Here is a 16,821-nt window from a genome sequence, read left to right on the forward strand (position 1 = left end):
GAGAGCCCGATGGCCCACCCCACACCCGCCGTATGCGACCGCGTCCTGTCCCTGACGCCCACCGGACTGCCCGCGTACGTCTACGACCTGGCCGCCCTGCGCGACCACGCCGCCCACGTACGCGCCGCCCTTCCCGAACGCGTCGAGCTGTACTACGCGGCCAAGGCCAACCCCGAGCCGGAGATCCTCGCCGCGCTCGGCCCGTACGTCGACGGCTACGAGGTGTCCTCCGGCGGGGAACTCGCCCATGTGGCCAAGGCCGTGCCGGGCCGCCCGCTGGCCTTCGGCGGCCCCGGCAAGACCCCGGACGAGATCCGGACGGCGCTGGAACAGGGCGTCGAGCGCTTCCATGTGGAGAGCGAGCACGACCTGCGCGTGCTCGCGGAGCTGGCACGCCAGGTGGCGCCCGAGGCCCCGGTGGGTGTGCTGCTCCGCTTCAACCTCGCCGTGGCGGACGGTTCGCTGGCGGGCAGCGCGCTCGCCATGGGCGGGCGCCCCACGCCCTTCGGCCTGGACCCCGCACAGGCACCGGAGGCACTCCGCCCCCTCACGGACGGCACCTGCCCGCACCTCGCACTGCTCGGCGTCCACGCCCACCTGGCGAGCGGACTCGACGCGCCCGAACAGCTCTCCGTCGCCCGCTCGGTCGTGGAGTGGGCGACGGGGCTGGGCGTACCGCTCTCCGAGGTGAACGTCGGCGGCGGCATGGCCGTGGACTACGCGCGCCCCGAGAGCCGCTTCGACTGGAAGGCGTACGGCGCGGGTCTGGCCCGACTCGCCGACGCCCATCCGGAACTGACACTCCGTATCGAACCCGGGCGAGCGCTCACCGCGTACTGCGGCTGGTACGCCACCGAGGTGCTGGACGTCAAGCACAGCCACGGCGAGGAGTTCGCCGTGGTCCGCGGCGGCACCCACCATCTGCGCACGCCGGCGACCAAGGGGCACGACCAGCCGTGCTCGGTGCTGCCGGTCGAGGAGTGGCCGCACCCGTGGCCGCGCCCGGCTGCCACGGGGGAGCACGTCAACCTCACCGGACAGCTGTGCACACCGAAGGACCTCCTCGCCCGCGGCGCCCGCACGCCGGGGCTACGGGCCGGGGACCGGCTGGCCTTCTCCCTCGCGGGCGCGTACGCGTGGAACATCTCGCACCACGACTTCCTGATGCATCCGCGCCCTGGCTTCCATTTCCTCGGCTGAACGGTCCGCAGGCCCTTGACGGAACCCGAACGCCCGCCTGACCCCTCTGCGAGGGTGTGACCGTTGACAGGCGGGCGGACCGGGCGCAGACTCATGCGCGGAAGCTAGTGAAATGAAATTCACCTGACGAACACGATCGGCGCCCGGGTCGGACGCGGCTCGTCCTCAACGACGAGGAGTACTCAATGCACACCACCGTCGGCATCATCGGCGGCGGCCCGGCCGGGCTTCTGCTGGCCCGTCTGCTGCACAACGCGGGAATCGACAGTGTGGTTCTGGAACGCAGGGACCGCGTCTACGTGGAGCAGCGGCAGCGCGCCGGAATCCTGGAGCAGGCGACCGTCGACGTGCTGCGTGCCGCCGGCGCGGGGGCCCGGCTGGACGCCGAGGGGATGCCCCACGACGGCATCGAACTGCGCTTCGACGGCCGTTCCCACCGCGTCGACTTCCCCGAGCTGACCGGCGGGCGTCGGGTGTGGGTCTACGCGCAGACCGAGGTCGTCAAGGACCTCATCGCCCTCCAGCTCGCCGACGGCGGACCGCTGCTGTTCGAGGCCGAGGTGCACGCGGTGGAGGGGGCCGCCACCGACCGCCCGGTGATCCGCTACACCCATCAGGGCCGCGAGCAGACCCTGACCTGCGACTACGTGGTCGGCTGCGACGGCTTCCACGGCGTGGCCCGTACGGCCGTCCCCGACGACGTACGCACGACGTACGAGCGGACGTACCCCTACTCCTGGCTGGGCATCCTCGCCGATGCCCAGCCCGTCTACGACGAGCTGCTCTACGCCCACTCCGAGCGCGGGTTCGCGCTGGCCAGCATGCGGTCGCCGTCCGTGAGCCGCCTCTACCTCCAGGTCCCGAACGGCACCGATCCCGCCGACTGGCCGGACGAGCGGATCTGGGACGAGCTGGACGCCCGCCTCGCTCTCACCGCGAACCCGGGCTGGCGGCTCAAGCGCGGGCCCGTCACCTCCAAGGCCGTGCTGCCCATGCGCAGCCATGTCACCGAGCCGATGCGTCACGGTCGGCTCTTCCTGGCCGGTGACGCCGCCCACATCGTGCCGCCGACCGGCGCGAAGGGGCTCAACCTGGCCGCCACCGACGTCATCGTGCTGGCCCGTGCCTTCGCCCGGCTGACGGAGACGGGCTCCACCGACCTGCTCGACGCCTACTCCGACACCTGCCTGCGCCGGGTGTGGCGGGCCGAGCACTTCTCCTGGTTCATGACCACGACCCTCCATGCCGACCCGGCCCAGTCCCCGTTCGAGACCAGGCTCCAGCTCTCCCAGCTCGACCGCGTCGCCACCTCACGGCACGCGGCGGCCGAGCTGGCGGAGAACTACACGGGGTTGTCGCTGGAGAGCGGTTCCTGACCGAGCGCCGAGCGCCGAGGGGCGCGCCGTCGAACAGTCGGTTCGACGGCGCGCCCCTCGGCTTCCGGCCGTGCGGGCTGCCTCCAGCCGCGCCGACCGCAGAGTCCTACGTCCGGTCGGCCTTGGGCTTGCCCCGCTGGTCCGGCGTTCCGTGCGGCGGAGGACCCATGGGCTCTGGCGAGGTCGTCGGTGACACCGGGGAGCCGGAACTCCGGTCGTGCTGCTCGGGCCGCAGCGCGCCCGGGTCCCCGGACGTCGGCTCCGCGCCCGCGTGCAGCTGGTCCAGACGGGCCGCCAGCAGTTGCGTCACCGGGAGACGACCGGCGTGGGTACGCTCGTACGCCAGCACCTCCTCCACCTCCTCGGCGGTGAGTGCGCGGACGCGACTCTCCAGACTGCCGAGCGGCAGGTGGTCGTAGTCGGGCAGGGGCAGCGTGTCGCGATCTGTCATGGGTCTCACTTCTCGCTGTCGGTGTCAGTGGGCGCCGAGGCCGCCGCCGCCGAAGGAACCGCCTCCCTTGCTCCAGCGCCGCCGCTTCTTCGACTCGCTGGGGCGGGTGCCCATGTTGCCGTGCACCTCGTACGGGGTCAGTCGGTTCTCGCTCTGCGGGATCTCGTCCGGCTCGCGGTTCACCCGCTCCTCACGGACAGGGCCGCCCTCCGGCATCCTGGGCTGCTCCTCGGGGCGAGGCGGACGTGGCTCACGGGCGCGTACCCGGGCGCCGAGCCAGAAGGCGCCGATCAGCATGGCCACCACGACGAGACCTGCCAGGAACGGTGCGATACCGCCCAGTACACCTTCTTCTATGGCTATATCCGTCCATTCCATGTCCATAAGGGATGATTACCCCCAATATGTCGAGTGAATCGGTCCGCCCCGCGCGATGCCCGCTTCGAGCGGGGGACGCGTGCTCCGTCTCGCCGAGCGTGCCGAGCGGGCCGGGAGTGGACGGGTGCCCGGTCCTCCGGCACGGGAAACGGAACCCGGTCGACCGACCGCGGCTCGGATGAGGCCCACTGTGTTTGGCCGGATGCCCTCCGGCTACCCGCCCGTCGTGACCTCGATGACGACATCCCAACAGGAGCTCATCCGGTTCCTTGAGGACCGTTTCGCATGTGCTCAGGCGTGCACCGAGTGTGCGCGTGCCTGTGCGCTGCGGGCGAGCCTCGCCGATCCGGACGGGCCCGAAGGCCAGGAACAGATGCGACGCAAGGGCATCATGTGCGCGGAGGTGTGCGATGCCACCTGCCGGGTTCTGTCCGAGCAGACCCGCCTCGACGAGGCCGGCATCCGCGTCCAGGTGGAGTGGTGCCGCACAGTCTGCCTGGAGACCGCCCACGTCTTCGACGAGCATCCGGATGCCGAGGACGGCGCCAAGGCCTGCCGAGAGTGCGCCCAGGCCTGCACGGACTTCCTCGCCACCCTCCGCTGAGCCCTGGGTGCAGGCAGGAAGCGGCGGACATCCTCAGAGGGAACGGCCCGGACCGTCCCGCCCCCAAGTGTTCCCAATTACTGGAACACGTTCTAGCGTGTGCGCCGTCAGGTCGGCCTTGGGGAGCCTGGAGGCGCCGTGCACCTCGAATACACGCCCGAGCAGCAACGGTTGCGCACCGAACTGCGTGCCTACTTCGCCGAGCTGGTCCCGGCGGGCGCCTACACCCGCCACGCCGACCCGGCGGCGCAGAAGCGCTTCTACCGTGAGACCATCCGTCGCCTCGGCGCGGACGGCAGGCTCGGCGTGGGCTGGCCGGAGGAGTACGGCGGACGTGGCCTGACCGCCGTCGAGCAGTTCATCTTCTTCGACGAGGCGGCTCAGGCCGGTGTCCCACTGCCCCTGATGGCGCTCAACACCGTCGGCCCCACGATCATGCAGTTCGGCACCGAGGAGCAGAAGTCGTACTTCCTGCCCCGCATCCTCTCCGGGGAGATCGACTTCGCGATCGGCTACAGCGAGCCGGACGCCGGCACGGACCTGGCCTCGCTGAAGACGCGTGCGGTGCGGGAGGGCGACGAGTACGTCGTCAACGGTCAGAAGATCTGGACGACCAACGGCGACACGGCGGACTGGGTGTGGCTCGCCGTCCGCACCGACCCCGACGCCCCGCCCCACAAGGGCATCACCATGCTCCTCGTCCCGACCACGGAGCCCGGCTACTCCTGCACCCTCATCAACACCCTTGCCTCGCACGACACCACCGCCAGCTACTACGAGAACATCCGCGTCCCCGTCTCCCGCCGTGTCGGCGAGGAGAACAAGGGCTGGCGCCTGATAACCAACCAGCTCAACCACGAACGCGTCACCCTCGCCGCACACGGCACCATGGCCATCCGTTCCCTGCACAACGTGCAGCGCTGGGCCATGGAGACCAAGCTCGCCGACGGCCGCCGCGTCGTCGACCTGCCCTGGGTGCGCCGCCGCCTCGCCCAGACCCACACCAGGCTCGACGCGCTCAAGCTGCTCAACTGGCGCATGGTCAGCGCCGTCCAGGAGGGCACCCTCACCCCGCAGGACGCCTCCGCCGTCAAGGTCTACGGTTCCGAGGCCCGCCGCGACGCCTACGCCTGGCTCATGGAGATCGTCGCCACCGCCGGCGCCCTCAAGGAGGGCTCCGCGGGCGCGGTCCTGCACGGCGAACTCGAACGCGGCTACCGCTCGGCCGTCATCTTCACCTTCGGCGGCGGCAACAACGAGATCCAGCGCGAGATCATCTCGTGGATCGGCCTCGGGATGCCGCGGGTTCGGCGCTAGCCCGATGTGACGAGGATTTACAGTTGGCACAAAAGGGGGATAGTTGGCATCAAGATCACCGCCATCTCTCAGAGGTGACGGCGCATCACTTCGATGCATCTGGCCCGGGCCGCGTTCGATCGGTCCCGGGGGTACGGGACTCCAGGGTTCATGCCGCTGTCTGTGCCGACCGTCGCGAGGGCCGCGGCCGGGCTACCGGCGCCGCGGGTGACCTTGGTCCGAAGCTTCACGGTGGAGAAGGTCGACCCGATCGGATTCGTCGTCCTGAGATGGACCCAGTGCCCGGCGGGGAAGTCGTAGAACGCCAGCAGCTCGTCGACCTCGCCGGTGCCGGTGGTTCAGCGGGTGACCTCGTCGGCCTGCAGCCGGAGACCGAGCCAGGGGATCGTCTCGCCCGGCAACAGGTACTCGTCGGTTTTCACGAATCCGCGCTGCTGCGCGAAGCGGAGGCCGTCCGTGTTAGATGCCAGTACCACTGTCTCGATGACCTCGGCGCCGAGGTTTCTCGCCTGTGCGAGACCACGCTCATAGAGTTCTGCACCGAGACCCTGGCCACCGTGGTTGGGAAGGACACGAGCGATGACGGTCGCCACGGGTGTATCGCTTGTGGGTGGGCGAACCGTCGTGCATCCGATCAGGGTCTCGTCGAGGTAGGCGACCTCCAGCCCGTGCACCTGCGGCCGTGTACCTGGAAACGGCCGACCCGACCGGGTCCCGCCACCCCTGTACAAGGCGGCGGTTCACCGGTCGGACGGTCGGCGAGGTGGTGCGTCTGCTTCTTGAGGCGTGCTACGAGCCGCAGTTCTCGGCCGGGTCGGATGGTGTCCCTTCCGGGCGGGGCTGCCGCAGCCCGCTTCCGGATACCCCCGCCCGCAGCATGCTCTGACCAGCCGCAGGTACCGTTCGTCACGGAGGCGTTCGGCCAGGATCGCGAGCACGGGTCGGCAGCGGCACATACCCCTTTGACCTGCTCTTTTTCTGGGCGGCAAGTCCGCGTGCCATAGGGCGGAACGCACGCTATGAGGTACAGGTCGCATGCTGTGTGATGTCCGGCGCCACGCAACCATGCGTAACGGCGCCTCTACGGGGAGTTCAGTGCTATCTGCGGTGCTGCTTCATGGAGAGGGGCGGCTGGAGGGCCCGCTGCGCCCAGGAAGTCTCCAGCCCGGCATCCACGCAACCGACCTACGAAGAGCCGGTCATGTATCCCCAGAAGAAACGTCCCCAAGACCCCCCGCGACCTCAACGACCCCCTGAGCCCCATGACCCCTTACAGGACCCGCTCGTGGCCGTGCTCCTGTACCTGAGCCATCTCAACCACGGACACCTGTACTCCGAGAGCGAGTTGAGCCGGGCGATCAACGACTGCCACCGGTCGTACGGAAGCGCGGTCGACCTCCACATCTGGTACAGACAGTCGCTGAGCGCCGGGGGGACCGCGAATACGGTGGCCCCTGTCCAGGAACGGCGGGCATGGGCTCTGCGGATCGCCGCCGACCTGGCTCACCGTCATCCCCACGACCGCTCCCTGCCCTGGGGTGCGGATGTGACACTGTCCGGCGCCCTCCAGTCGGCCGGCGCGCAGGTACAGGGTGTGCGCCGCCGCGCGTTCCTCGTCGCCGCCCCCGTCATCGCCCTGTACCTGGTGATCAGCTGTCTGGGGGAGGGGGCCAAGGAGGTCATGGCCGTGCCGGTGGCAGGCCCGTTGAACGTGGGTCTCCTGCTCGGTCTGGTCCAGCTCTTCGCCGTCGCGGCATGGGTCCAGTGGTACGCCCGGTACTGCAGAACCTCGATCGACCCGCTCGTCGAGAGCCCGGGCACGCCCGGTGAGGGACTGGAGTACCGCCCATGACGAGGGACTACGTCACAGCCGATCTGCCGGTCTTCTTCGTCTTCCTCGTCTGCGCCCTGTTCCTCGTGATGTGGGCCGGCCCTCAGCGGGGGACGGTGACCGAGTTCTATGTCAGCGACGGCCTCCTCAAGCCCGCCCACAACGGCGTCGCCCTGTTCGGGGGCGTCATGTCCGCGGCAGCCCTGCTGGGCAGTCCCGGTCTGATCGCGCTCACCGGCTACGACGGCACGCTCTCCGTTCTGGGACCGGCCGTTTCGTGGATCGTCATCCTCCTCCTGGTGGCGGAGCGCTACCACAGCACCACCGAGTTCACCATCGGTGACCGCCTCGCGCGTCGTCTGCGGTCCCGTCCGGTGCATCTCGCGGCGGGCGTCGCGACTCTCCTCGTCTGCCTGCTGTACCTGATCGCCCAACTCGTCGGAGCGAGTGCGCTCACGGTGGGAATCCTGGGCTCGGCCGGGCGGGGCTTGGAAGGGGCCGTATCCGCCGGTCTCGGCGCGCTCATGATCCTCTACATCGTCCTGGGGGGATGCGAGCGGCCACGCTGGTCCAGACGGTCAAAGCGGTCATGCTGGTGGGCGGCGGTGTCGCGCTGGCGCTGCTGATACTGGCCAGGTTCGACTTCGACCCGGGCGCGCTGCTGAGCGCGGCCGCCAAGGGAAGCGGCCACGGCGACGACTTCCTGAGCCCGGGGCTCCGTTTCGGCGGCGGATCGACGAAGCTGGACTCCCTGAGCGAGCAGATGGCCCTGCTGATCGGAGCCGCCGGTCTGCCGCATCTGCTGATGCGGATCAGTACCGTGCCCACCCCGAGCGGCGCACGCCGGTCGGTCCAGTACGCCGCCCTGCTGACGGTCGTGTTCTATCTGGCCGCCGGCGTGCTCGGCTTCGGGGCCGCGGCGCTCGTCGGCGCTCAGGTGATCGAGGGGGACAACCCCTCCGGCAACACGGCCGTGCTCCTTCTGGCGGCGAACATCGGTGGTTCGTTCCTGCTCACCCTTGTCGCCTGTCTGGCCTTCGCCACCGTCCTGGCCGTCGTGGCGGGCGTCACGCTAGCCGCCGCGACCTCGCTGGCCCACGACATCTACGGCGCCTTCATCACCCGTGGCACGGCGTCCGGAGAGCGTGAACTGTTCGTCGCGCGCGTGGCGGCCGTGGTGGTCGGTACGACTGCCACGCTGCTGGCCGTGTTCGCGCGCAGCCTCAACGTCTCCTTCCTCATCGGACTGGCGTTCGCCGTGGCCGCCTCGGCGATCGTTCCCGCCCTGCTGTACGCCATGTTCTGGAAGAACTTCACCACCCGGGGCGCGACATGGAGCATCTACGGTGGTCTGCTGATCTCCGTGGCGCTGGTGGTGCTGTCGCCCCAGGTCTCCGGGAGCGCGACCGCGCTGCTGCCCCACCTGGACTTCTCGGTGTTCCCTCTGTCCAACCCGGGGCTCGTCGCGATCCCGGCCGGATTCCTCCTCGGCTGGCTTGGCTCCGTACTCTCCGGATCAGCCGGGCCGACCGATGCGGCACCGATGCCGCACCGCGTCGGAAGTGCGCGGCGCCTCTGAAAGTCCGTCGGGTGGCTGTGGTCATGCCTGGAGCGTGACGGGGGAGATCTGCCCTCCGGGCATGGCGACGGCCCCGGAATGATCACGTTGCGTGAGCCAGTGCGACAATTCCGAAGCCGACAGCGGCCCGTGTTGTCCATCCAGCCCGACCGATGAGATGTGGTGGATCATCCAGCCGTGCGAGTGTGACCTGCGAAAAGACGGCGGGGCGCGCAAGTGCGGGGACCGGTTGGCGCTCGACTCGGCCTTTTGTGTGCCGTGCTGGGACTGCCAGGGGCGGATACTCCCGCGATTTGATGTCCCGGGACGCGGTCCACTGCTGGTTCACCAGGTGGCGCTGGGACGGCACGCGGGACCGCGTCCACGATGAGCTCAGCTCCGGGTCCGGATCGGATGCCATTCCGAGCCGTCGGCCGCCGTGATCGACGCCCGGTACGAACGGGCTGACGGCGACCTCAGAGGCCATGATCAGGGTGGCGGTGATCCGTCTCGTGCTCGTCCGGCTCGCCGCGCGGCCATCGCGGTGGAGCCATCAATCCCACCGCAAGACCACCCGGGACAAGACTGTCGAGACCCTCGTCCCGGCGTAGTCACCGGCTACCCGACAGGCCCTGAGCAGGGTCGTGCCCCGCTTACAGTGGTGTCGTGTCCTCAGGAAACGCCGTCGTCGCGCGCAACGTGCGCCTTCTCAGAGAGCAGCGGGGTCTGTCCCTGGCCAGTTTGGCCCGGAAGGCGGGCCTGGCCAAACAGACGTTGTCCAACCTGGAACAGGGCACCGGCAACCCCACCGTGGACACGTTGTTCTCGATCGCGACGGCGCTGGGGGTGCCGGTTACCAGGCTGGTCGCCGAGCGCGAGCAGGTGATGACCGTTCAGCGCGGCGTTGACGTCGTCTGGAAGGAGCACGAGGGGTTCGAGACCCGGGCCTTGGACCATGTGTACGGCTCCGGCATCATCGAGAACTACTTGGTACGCATCGGCCCTGACCGGGACGGCACGGGGAAGCCCACCGAGCCGCACCCGGTGGGCACGCTGGAGCACCTGTATGTGATCAGTGGCCGGGTGCGGGTGGGTCCGGCCGACGGCCCGGTGGAGTTGGCCACCGGTGACTTCGTGCGCTACCCGGGCGACCGGCCGCACGTGTACCAGTCGCTGGAGGGGGAGAGCCTGGTGCACATCGTGGTGAGTGTGCCGCGGGTGCAGCCCGGCACCGGGGGCACGAACACGGCGCGGACCCACGGCGACGGCGCGCACTGAACCGCGCGTCCACCGGGTCAGGCGGCGGGTGCGCTCCCGGCGCCTGACGGCGCGCGCCGCTGGGCCTTGGCGGCCGTGCTGATCGCCCGCGCCGCCTCGTAGGCCACGCGGCGCAGGGCGGGGGCGAAGCGTGCCCGGTCGAAGCGGTGGTCTGCGCCGGCGACGGAGAGGGCCGCGACCGGTCGGCCGGCGGGCCCCATGACCGGGACGGCGACGCAGGTGAGGCCGAGGGCGGCCTCCTGGCGGTCGTAGGCGATGCCGTCCTGGCGGATGTGCCGCAGTTCGGCGCGGAAGGCGGCCGGGTCGGTGACCGTGTAGTCGGTGAGCTTCGGCAGCCCCGCCGAGATGGCCGCTTCCGCGGCGTCGTGGTCGAAGGCCAGCAGGGCCTTGCCGACGGCCGTGCAGTACGCGGGCAGCCGGGCGCCGATGCGGGAGGGGGAGCGGGTGGCGCGGTGTCCGTGGATCTTGTTGACGTACACGATGTCGGTGTCGTGCAGCACCGCGAGGTGAACCGTCTCCTGGGTCAGCACGTAAAGGTCGGCGAGATGTGGCAGCAGTCGCTCGCGTAGCAGCAAAGACGTCGGGCCGTAGACCCGGGTGCCGATGTCGAAGAGCTGGGCGCCCAGCCGGTAGTCGCTGCCGACCCGCTCGACCAGGTCATTGCGCTGGAGGATGCCGAGCAGCCGGAAAGCGGTCGACTTGGTGAGACCGGTGCGGCGGGCCAGCTCGCTCACGCCGATCTCCCGGTCCTGTTCGGCGAGCGACTTGAGCAGGACGAGTGCTTTGTCGACCGCGGTCCGCTGATCCGAGGGGGTCCTTTGAGCCGGGGAGCACGCAATGTCGGAGAGCGAGGTGTGGGTGAGTTCGGACGTGGGGGAGTGAACGGACATGGCGGGCTCCCGGAGCTATGCGGATGTGACCAACAGAATGGACGCGCGTCCAATGTAGAGGTCCGCTTGCGGGTTGTAAACGTGCGGAGACGGTGCGTCGATCACGGCACGTCGGCGTGCCACATCACGGCACGTGAGCTGGGCCGGGCCTCCGCACCTGGCGTCTCCTGAGCACATGCACCGACTCGACACCGCAGCGCTGACGCTCCGCTCAGCAGGCCGTGTGCGTCGGCACCGAGGTGCCGCGCGACCTGGGGAGTTCGGCGTGGTGGTCCCGTGCCCCGGATCCGGACGCCTGGGCTCCGCACCGGTACCTGCGCTGAGACATGGACCGGCACCTGTCATCGCACCGCCCGGCCGCCTCGACCTCGCCCCGACCTGCGCCGAGGAGGCCCAGCGATGACTTCCCCGCCCGTACGACCCATGGACCGTCTCGCCGGGGTGCCGCGCCCGTCCGTCGACGTGAGTGCGTACTTCGACCTCGACCACGGGCTGATCGACCGCACGATCTTCAGCGACCGGGCCCTGTACCAGCAGGAGCTGCGCCGGGTCTTCGCGCCGAGCTGGCTGTTCCTCGCCCATGAGAGCCAGTTCAAGAAGCCCGGCGACTTCTTCACCACGTACATGGGGGAGGACCCGGTCATCGTCGCGATGGGCCGGGACCGGAAGCTGCGGGCGTTCCTCAACGCTTGCCGGCACCGCGGGATGCGGGTCTGCCGGGCTGACGCCGGCGCGACCAAGGCGTTCACGTGCAGCTACCACGGCTGGTCGTACGACACCTCGGGAAATCTCGTCAACGTCCCTAACCAGGGCGACTATCCGGACCACTTCGAGCAGGACCGGTGGGGACTGGTCGAGGTCGCGCGGCTCGACTCGTACAAGGGGCTCGTCTTCGCCACCTGGAATCCCGGGGCGCCGCCGCTCGTCGAGGCGCTGGGCGGCATGACCTGGTACCTCGACGCGATGCTGGACCGCGATCCGGAGGGCACCGAGGTCGTCGGCGGGGTGCACAAGTGGGTGCTTGAGGGCAACTGGAAGCTGGCGGCCGAGCAGTTCGCCTCCGACTGGTACCACGTCAACATCTCGCACGCCTCCGCGCTGATGGTCATGTCGCCGGCGGGCAAGGGACCCAAGACGGAGATCGTGCAGACCCCGGGACGGCAGTATGCCGATCCGCTCGGGCACGGGCACGGCTTCCCGACCCACCCCAAGAGCCGCTTCGACGACCGGATCGTGCACGCCCACTACGACTACGAGGCGCTGCGCGAGAGGCTCGGTGACGCCCGGGTGGAGGGGCCGATGACCACCGGGCACGCGACCGTCTTCCCCAACTTCTCCTACCTCCCGGTCAACGGCTCCATCCGGGTCTGGCACCCCAAGGGCCCGGACCGGATGGAGGTCTGGGCCTGGACGCTCGTCGACCGGTCCATGCCGGACGAGGTGAAGGACGCCCAACGGCTCTACAACCTGCGTACGTTCGGGCCCACCGGCATCTTCGAGCAGGACGACGGTGAGAACTGGAGCGAGTGCCAGGCCACGGCCCATGGCTTCGTCTCCGGCTCGATGACCCTCAACTACCAGATGGGTCTGGGGCTGGAGGGCGAGGACGGCGTCCATCCGGGTACCACCGGCCGCCTCTACACCGACGGCGCCGCCCGCGGCCTGTACGCCCGCTGGCGCGACCTGATGAACACGCCCGCTTGGCATGAGAAGGCCGAGACGCAGGAGAAGGACACCTGATGAGCACGAACACGAGCAGCACCGCCGTGCGCGTCGCCACCGTCGGCGACATCGAGGACGGAGAGGCGCTGAAGGTGCCCGCCGAGACCAGTGGTCACGGCGACGCCATCGCCGTCTTCCACGACGGCGGTGCCTACTACGCCCTCGACGACACCTGCTCGCACGGCCAGGCGTCCCTGTCCGAGGGCTGGATCGAGGACGGCAACGTCGAGTGCCCGATGCACAGCGCCCGCTTCTGTCTGAAGTCGGGCGAGCCGCAGTGCATGCCCGCCACCCTCGCCGTGCGCACCCACCGCGTCGAGGTCCGCGACGACGCCATCTGGCTCCACCTCGGCCGGGCCGGTGAGGAGGCCGCCGAATGAGCTCCCCGCCGTCCTCACCCCGGCGGATCGCCGTCGTCGGCGCGGGCCTGGCCGCCGTCTCCACCTGCGACGCACTGCGCGTCCAGGGGTACGACGGGGAACTGGTCCTGTACTCCGCCGAGCGCGGCTTGCCGTACGACCGGCCGCCGCTCAGCAAGGACGTCCTGCTCGGCAAGGCCCGGCGCGAGGACGTTTTACTGCGGCCCGCACAGTGGTACGAGGAGCGGCGTGTCCAGTTGCGTGAGGGCGCCCGGGTCTGCGCGATCCGCCCCCAGTCGGGCGGCGTGGAACTGGCCGACGGCACGGTCGCCGCAGCCGACCGGGTCGTGCTGGCCACGGGAGGCACGCCGCGCCTGCTCCCGGTGCCGGGCGGCGACGACCCGGCGGTCCGTCTGCTACGTACGTGGGAGGACGCGGAACGCCTCCGGGAACGGCTGCTGCCCGGCACCCGGGTGATCGTCGTCGGCGCCGGACTGATCGGCGCCGAGACCGCCGCCGTCGCCGTGGCCCTGGGCTGCCGGGTCACCCTCGTCGACCCCGTGCCGGTGCCGCTGGCCGCGGCCGTCGGCGGTGACATCGCGGGCGCGCTGCACCGCAGACACACCGCGGAGGGCATCGAGGTGGTCAACGCCGGGGTCGCGAGCGTCGAGCGGAGCCCTGGGGGGCTCCTCGTACGCCTCGCCGGGTACGGCGGCACCCTGGCCGCCGACACGCTGGTGGCTGGCATCGGCATCCACCCGGCCACCGAAGCGGCCGAGGCTGCCGGGTTGCGCGTCGACAACGGCGTCGTCGTCCACTCCGGGCAGCGCACGTCCCACCCGAACGTCTTCGCCGTCGGTGACGTGGCCCGCCCGGACGGCCACCGCGTACGGCACGAGCACTGGGAGGCCGCCCAGCGGGACGGCGAGGCCGCCGCCCTGGGCATCCTGGGCCGTCCGGTGCCGGACGCGGGCGCGCCCTGGTTCTGGTCCGACCGGTACGGCTCGCGCCTGGAGGCGGTCGGCACCATGGCGGACGCCGGGCGGCACGTACTGCGCGGCGACCCGGACAGCGGTGCCTTCACCGCCTTCGGCCTGCTCGGCGACCGCCTGGTCGCGGCAGCCGCCATCGACCGCGCCCGGGACGTCAAGGCCGCCCGGCGTCTCATCGACCGAGGGGTCCCCCTGTCCTCCACGGAACTGACCGACGAGCACACCGACCTACGGGCCCTTCTGAAGCGATGACCCCGGGGGGTGCCCCTATCTGTTTCGTCAACCCCGGTGGGGTCGACTTGTAGGGGGTGATCCTGGTTTTCGGGAACGTCCCGCGAAGCGGGATGTTCCCGGCGGATCGGGTGGCTGATGGGCAGCCCGGTGGCCGGCAGGGCGGGAGTGGCCGTGCCGGTGCGCGGGCGTGATGGGGCCTGGAGGGCAGGGGCGGTGGAGTCGTCAGGCGGCAAGGTCGACGTTGCCCGGGGTGCGTGTTTCGTAGAGGGCCCCGGTGCGGATCATCGCGTGGATGACGTTCACGCGCTGGCGGGCCAGGCGGAGGATCGCCTGGGTGTGGGTCTTGCCGCGTGCGCGTTGACGGTCGTAGTAGATCCGGGAGGACGGGTCGGCTTTGCAGCCGATCGCGGCGAACGCGGCCTGGAACAGGGCGCGTTTGAGGAGCCGGTTGCCGCGTTGGGGTGCGTGCTCGCCGCGGATGGAGGTGCCCGAGGACTTCGTGGCGGGCGCGAGCCCGGCGTAGGAGGCGAGGTGCCCGGCGGTGGGGAAGCCGGTGCCGTCACCGATCGCGACGATCACGGCCGCTGTGGTCCTGACGCCCAGGCCGGGCAGGGAGGTCAGGAGGTGGAAAAGAGGGAGGGCCTCCAGCAGGGCGGCGATCTCCTGCTCGGCCTGGCGGCGCTGGCTGTGGGCGGCGGCGAGCTGGGCGGCGAGTCCCGGCACGATCAGCGCGGATGCCTCGGTGCCCGGAACGACCAGGGTCTGCTCGGCGAGTGCGTCGAAGATCTCTGCGGTCAGGTGGTGGGCCTTGCGCGAACCGTGCACCTTGAGCAGGGCCTCGCAGCGGGCCCGGCCCAGTTTCCTCAGTCTCGCCGGGGAGCCGTGTCGCTGAAGGAGGGCCTGGATGTAGGGGTAGGCCAGGCGGGGGCCGAGGACACGTTCGAGGGAGGGGTGGATCTGGGAGAGCAGGCCGCGCAGCCGGTTGGTGGTGCGGTTGACCTCGCCGGCCAGGTCGTTGTCGTAGCCGGTGAGCATGGTCAGCTCGGCCAGCACCTCGTCGTCGCGGTCCACCGCCCGCAGGGTGTGCGGCATGGTGCGGGCGGTCTCAGCGATCACGTAAGCGTCGCGGGCGTCGGTCTTGGCCTCGCCCGGGTGCAGATCGGCGGCCCGCCGCATCGACAAGCCGGGCAGGTAGGCCACCCGGCAGCCCGCCGCGCGGGCCACCGTCAGCGGCAGCGCACCGATGTTGGCGACCTGGTCCACGATCACCAGGACAGTGCCGAACTTCGCCACCAGCCTGGTGAACAGCTCCAGCAGTTTCGGCTCGGTGTTGGGCAGCCGCTTGTCGTGCACGGTTCTGCCGTCCCCCGTCCGGCCGTGGGCATGGTGGAACTCCTTGCCCAGGTCCAGGCCGAGGAAGAGATCTATCGCGGTCGTGTCGACCATGTGCGCGTGCCCCTCGCCACTCGTCTCCTCAGACTCCCGGCCGTCCCTGCGGCACCACACGCCGGCAACCACGTTACGCAGACATGCCGCCCGTGAAGCGGCCCGGCATTGCGCCGGACCAGGCGGTCGTCAGGCCCCTCATCAGCGGTCAAGCGGTGCCCCGAAGCCCGGCGGCAACACCCCCCAGGTCATCCGCACGACAGGGGGCACACAGCCATACCGGGCCCGGGGGCCAGGCGCCCCATTGCGGGGCCACGAAAAAGGTAACGGGGCACCCTCCTGGCGTCCCCTCACCGAGGGCTGCCCGCCGGGCCCGGACGACCGAGCCGGAGTTTGCCAGGTGGGCTTCGGCGCCTCTGCCGGGGGTTGGCCGACTGGCTTCGGGCGACGTGCTGCGGCTCGTCTGTCGGGCCCCGGCCGACGCGCTGTGGTATGGCCGTTGGGCCTCGGTGTCTGCGCAGGGTTTGTCGGATCACCCCGTGGCCGTGCCGCCCCACGGCACACGCGCTCCCCGTGTCCCGTACTCCGCGCTGGAATGCCTGCAAGCAGCGAGGCCCGCAGGAGGAACCACCGATGAGTGTGCACGCACCGGAGCCGGCGGTCGCCGGGACGGAGACGGTGTCCGATCCCGATATCCGGCTGCATTTCGAAGTGCAGCGGTTGTACGCCCGTGAGGCGCAGTTGCTCGACCGGCACCGCTACGCGGACTGGCTGGAGCTGTTCGCGGAGGATCTGCACTACTGGGCGCCGGTGCGCACCAACCGGCTGCGGCGGCAGCAGGCGCTGGCCGACGGGGCGCCCGGTGAGGTGGCGATCTTCGACGAGACCAAGGCGAGTCTGGCCTGGCGGATCCGCCGCTTCGACTCGGGCATGGCCTGGGCCGAGGACCCGCCGTCCAGGTCCCGGCACCTGATCACCAACGTCATGGTCTGGGCCGCCGAGGAGCCGGGGGAGTACGTCGCCGAGTCGGCCTTCCTCTGCTACCGCAACCGCCTGGAACGAGAGGTCGACCTCTATGCCGGTGGCCGTACCGACCTGCTGCGCCGCGACCCGGACGACGGGCGGCTGCTGATCGCCCGCCGCACGATCCTGCTCGACCAGAACGTCCTGCTCGCCAAGAACATCAGCACTTTCCTCTGACCGGACGGCCGAATGAACCAACGGCCGAACGAACGAACGACCGGG

Annotated in this window: 15 protein-coding genes and 1 pseudogene; 11 read left to right on the forward strand and 5 right to left on the reverse strand. The window is 70.3% G+C overall.

Features of this window, described 5'->3' with window-relative positions; all coding sequences use genetic code 11:
- The first annotated feature begins 9 nt into the window (after positions 1–9).
- Both WBG99_RS33395 and WBG99_RS33400 read left to right on the forward strand, forming a co-directional pair.
- Positions 10–1,200, forward strand: a complete 1,191-nt coding sequence (locus tag WBG99_RS33395; RefSeq protein WP_338900575.1) for a type III PLP-dependent enzyme — start codon at positions 10–12, stop codon at positions 1,198–1,200.
- Between the two features lie 185 nt (positions 1,201–1,385).
- Positions 1,386–2,576: a 4-hydroxybenzoate 3-monooxygenase gene (locus WBG99_RS33400; protein WP_338899929.1), complete on the forward strand. Its 1,191-nt coding sequence runs from the start codon at positions 1,386–1,388 to the stop codon at positions 2,574–2,576.
- 106 nt (positions 2,577–2,682) lie between these two features.
- Here the strand turns inward: WBG99_RS33400 and WBG99_RS33405 are convergent, their stop codons facing one another.
- Together WBG99_RS33405 and WBG99_RS33410 are read right to left on the reverse strand one after the other, a co-directional pair.
- Positions 2,683–3,027, reverse strand: coding sequence for a hypothetical protein (locus tag WBG99_RS33405; RefSeq protein ID WP_338899930.1), 345 nt, complete (start codon positions 3,025–3,027; stop codon positions 2,683–2,685).
- A gap of 24 nt (positions 3,028–3,051) precedes the next feature.
- Positions 3,052–3,411, reverse strand: a complete 360-nt coding sequence (locus WBG99_RS33410; RefSeq protein WP_338899931.1) for a DUF6479 family protein — start codon at positions 3,409–3,411, stop codon at positions 3,052–3,054.
- A gap of 229 nt (positions 3,412–3,640) precedes the next feature.
- Here WBG99_RS33410 and WBG99_RS33415 point away from each other — a divergent pair, with 229 nt between their 5' ends.
- Positions 3,641–4,009 carry a ferredoxin gene (locus WBG99_RS33415; protein WP_338899933.1) on the forward strand — a complete coding sequence of 123 codons (369 nt, stop codon included), beginning with the start codon at positions 3,641–3,643 and terminating at the stop codon, positions 4,007–4,009.
- Between the two features lie 138 nt (positions 4,010–4,147).
- Positions 4,148–5,326 (forward strand): acyl-CoA dehydrogenase family protein, encoded by a 1,179-nt coding sequence (locus WBG99_RS33420; protein ID WP_338899934.1) that lies wholly within the window; start codon positions 4,148–4,150, stop codon positions 5,324–5,326.
- A gap of 338 nt (positions 5,327–5,664) precedes the next feature.
- Here WBG99_RS33420 and WBG99_RS33425 read toward each other — a convergent pair whose 3' ends face one another.
- Positions 5,665–6,000 (reverse strand): GNAT family N-acetyltransferase, encoded by a 336-nt coding sequence (locus tag WBG99_RS33425; RefSeq protein WP_338899935.1) that lies wholly within the window; start codon positions 5,998–6,000, stop codon positions 5,665–5,667.
- A 611-nt stretch (positions 6,001–6,611) separates the two neighbouring features.
- Here WBG99_RS33425 and WBG99_RS33430 point away from each other — a divergent pair.
- The 3 genes and pseudogenes from WBG99_RS33430 to WBG99_RS33440 all read left to right on the forward strand — a co-directional run bounded on the left by WBG99_RS33430 (position 6,612) and on the right by WBG99_RS33440 (position 9,993).
- Positions 6,612–7,178: a DUF485 domain-containing protein gene (locus WBG99_RS33430; protein ID WP_338899936.1), complete on the forward strand. Its 567-nt coding sequence runs from the start codon at positions 6,612–6,614 to the stop codon at positions 7,176–7,178.
- Between the two features lie 68 nt (positions 7,179–7,246).
- Positions 7,247–8,736, forward strand: a pseudogene (locus WBG99_RS33435) (cation acetate symporter).
- A 645-nt stretch (positions 8,737–9,381) separates the two neighbouring features.
- Positions 9,382–9,993, forward strand: a complete 612-nt coding sequence (locus WBG99_RS33440) for an XRE family transcriptional regulator (protein WP_338899937.1) — start codon at positions 9,382–9,384, stop codon at positions 9,991–9,993.
- Positions 9,994–10,010: 17 nt separating this feature from the next.
- Here WBG99_RS33440 and WBG99_RS33445 read toward each other — a convergent pair whose 3' ends face one another.
- A complete protein-coding gene (locus WBG99_RS33445; RefSeq protein WP_338899938.1) occupies positions 10,011–10,883 on the reverse strand; it encodes an IclR family transcriptional regulator in 873 nt (290 codons plus the stop codon).
- A gap of 399 nt (positions 10,884–11,282) precedes the next feature.
- Here WBG99_RS33445 and WBG99_RS33450 point away from each other — a divergent pair, with 399 nt between their 5' ends.
- The 3 genes from WBG99_RS33450 to WBG99_RS33460 are packed head-to-tail and all read left to right on the forward strand — an operon-like array spanning position 11,283 to position 14,208.
- Entirely contained in the window at positions 11,283–12,623 is a 1,341-nt protein-coding gene (locus tag WBG99_RS33450; protein ID WP_338899939.1) for an aromatic ring-hydroxylating dioxygenase subunit alpha, read from the forward strand.
- A complete protein-coding gene (locus WBG99_RS33455; RefSeq protein ID WP_338899940.1) occupies positions 12,623–12,985 on the forward strand; it encodes a bifunctional 3-phenylpropionate/cinnamic acid dioxygenase ferredoxin subunit in 363 nt (120 codons plus the stop codon). The genes WBG99_RS33450 and WBG99_RS33455 overlap by 1 nt, the downstream gene beginning before the upstream one ends.
- A complete protein-coding gene (locus WBG99_RS33460) occupies positions 12,982–14,208 on the forward strand; it encodes an FAD-dependent oxidoreductase (RefSeq protein ID WP_338899941.1) in 1,227 nt (408 codons plus the stop codon). The genes WBG99_RS33455 and WBG99_RS33460 overlap by 4 nt, the downstream gene beginning before the upstream one ends.
- Positions 14,209–14,412: 204 nt before the next feature.
- On the opposite strand, the gene WBG99_RS33465 is transcribed toward WBG99_RS33460, so the two are convergent.
- The gene (locus WBG99_RS33465; protein ID WP_338899330.1) at positions 14,413–15,636 is read right to left on the reverse strand and encodes an IS110 family transposase; all 1,224 of its coding nucleotides are present in this window, start codon (positions 15,634–15,636) and stop codon (positions 14,413–14,415) included.
- Positions 15,637–16,209: 573 nt separating this feature from the next.
- Here WBG99_RS33465 and WBG99_RS33470 point away from each other — a divergent pair.
- Positions 16,210–16,776: a 3-phenylpropionate/cinnamic acid dioxygenase subunit beta gene (locus WBG99_RS33470; protein ID WP_338899942.1), complete on the forward strand. Its 567-nt coding sequence runs from the start codon at positions 16,210–16,212 to the stop codon at positions 16,774–16,776.
- Positions 16,777–16,821 lie beyond the last annotated feature (45 nt).

Origin of the sequence: Streptomyces sp. TG1A-60, from assembly GCF_037201975.1 — a bacterium.
Taxonomy (GTDB): domain Bacteria; phylum Actinomycetota; class Actinomycetes; order Streptomycetales; family Streptomycetaceae; genus Streptomyces.

Coding starts and splice junctions, on each gene's coding strand:
- WBG99_RS33405 (WP_338899930.1), bottom strand. CDS start 3,027: ATGACAGATCGCGACACGCTGCCCCTGCCCGACTACGACCACCTGCCG.
- WBG99_RS33400 (WP_338899929.1), top strand. CDS start 1,386: ATGCACACCACCGTCGGCATCATCGGCGGCGGCCCGGCCGGGCTTCTG.
- WBG99_RS33445 (WP_338899938.1), bottom strand. CDS start 10,883: ATGTCCGTTCACTCCCCCACGTCCGAACTCACCCACACCTCGCTCTCC.
- WBG99_RS33410 (WP_338899931.1), bottom strand. CDS start 3,411: ATGGACATGGAATGGACGGATATAGCCATAGAAGAAGGTGTACTGGGC.
- WBG99_RS33450 (WP_338899939.1), top strand. CDS start 11,283: ATGACTTCCCCGCCCGTACGACCCATGGACCGTCTCGCCGGGGTGCCG.
- WBG99_RS33460 (WP_338899941.1), top strand. CDS start 12,982: ATGAGCTCCCCGCCGTCCTCACCCCGGCGGATCGCCGTCGTCGGCGCG.
- WBG99_RS33395 (WP_338900575.1), top strand. CDS start 10: ATGGCCCACCCCACACCCGCCGTATGCGACCGCGTCCTGTCCCTGACG.
- WBG99_RS33455 (WP_338899940.1), top strand. CDS start 12,623: ATGAGCACGAACACGAGCAGCACCGCCGTGCGCGTCGCCACCGTCGGC.
- WBG99_RS33465 (WP_338899330.1), bottom strand. CDS start 15,636: ATGGTCGACACGACCGCGATAGATCTCTTCCTCGGCCTGGACCTGGGC.
- WBG99_RS33415 (WP_338899933.1), top strand. CDS start 3,641: ATGACGACATCCCAACAGGAGCTCATCCGGTTCCTTGAGGACCGTTTC.
- WBG99_RS33470 (WP_338899942.1), top strand. CDS start 16,210: ATGAGTGTGCACGCACCGGAGCCGGCGGTCGCCGGGACGGAGACGGTG.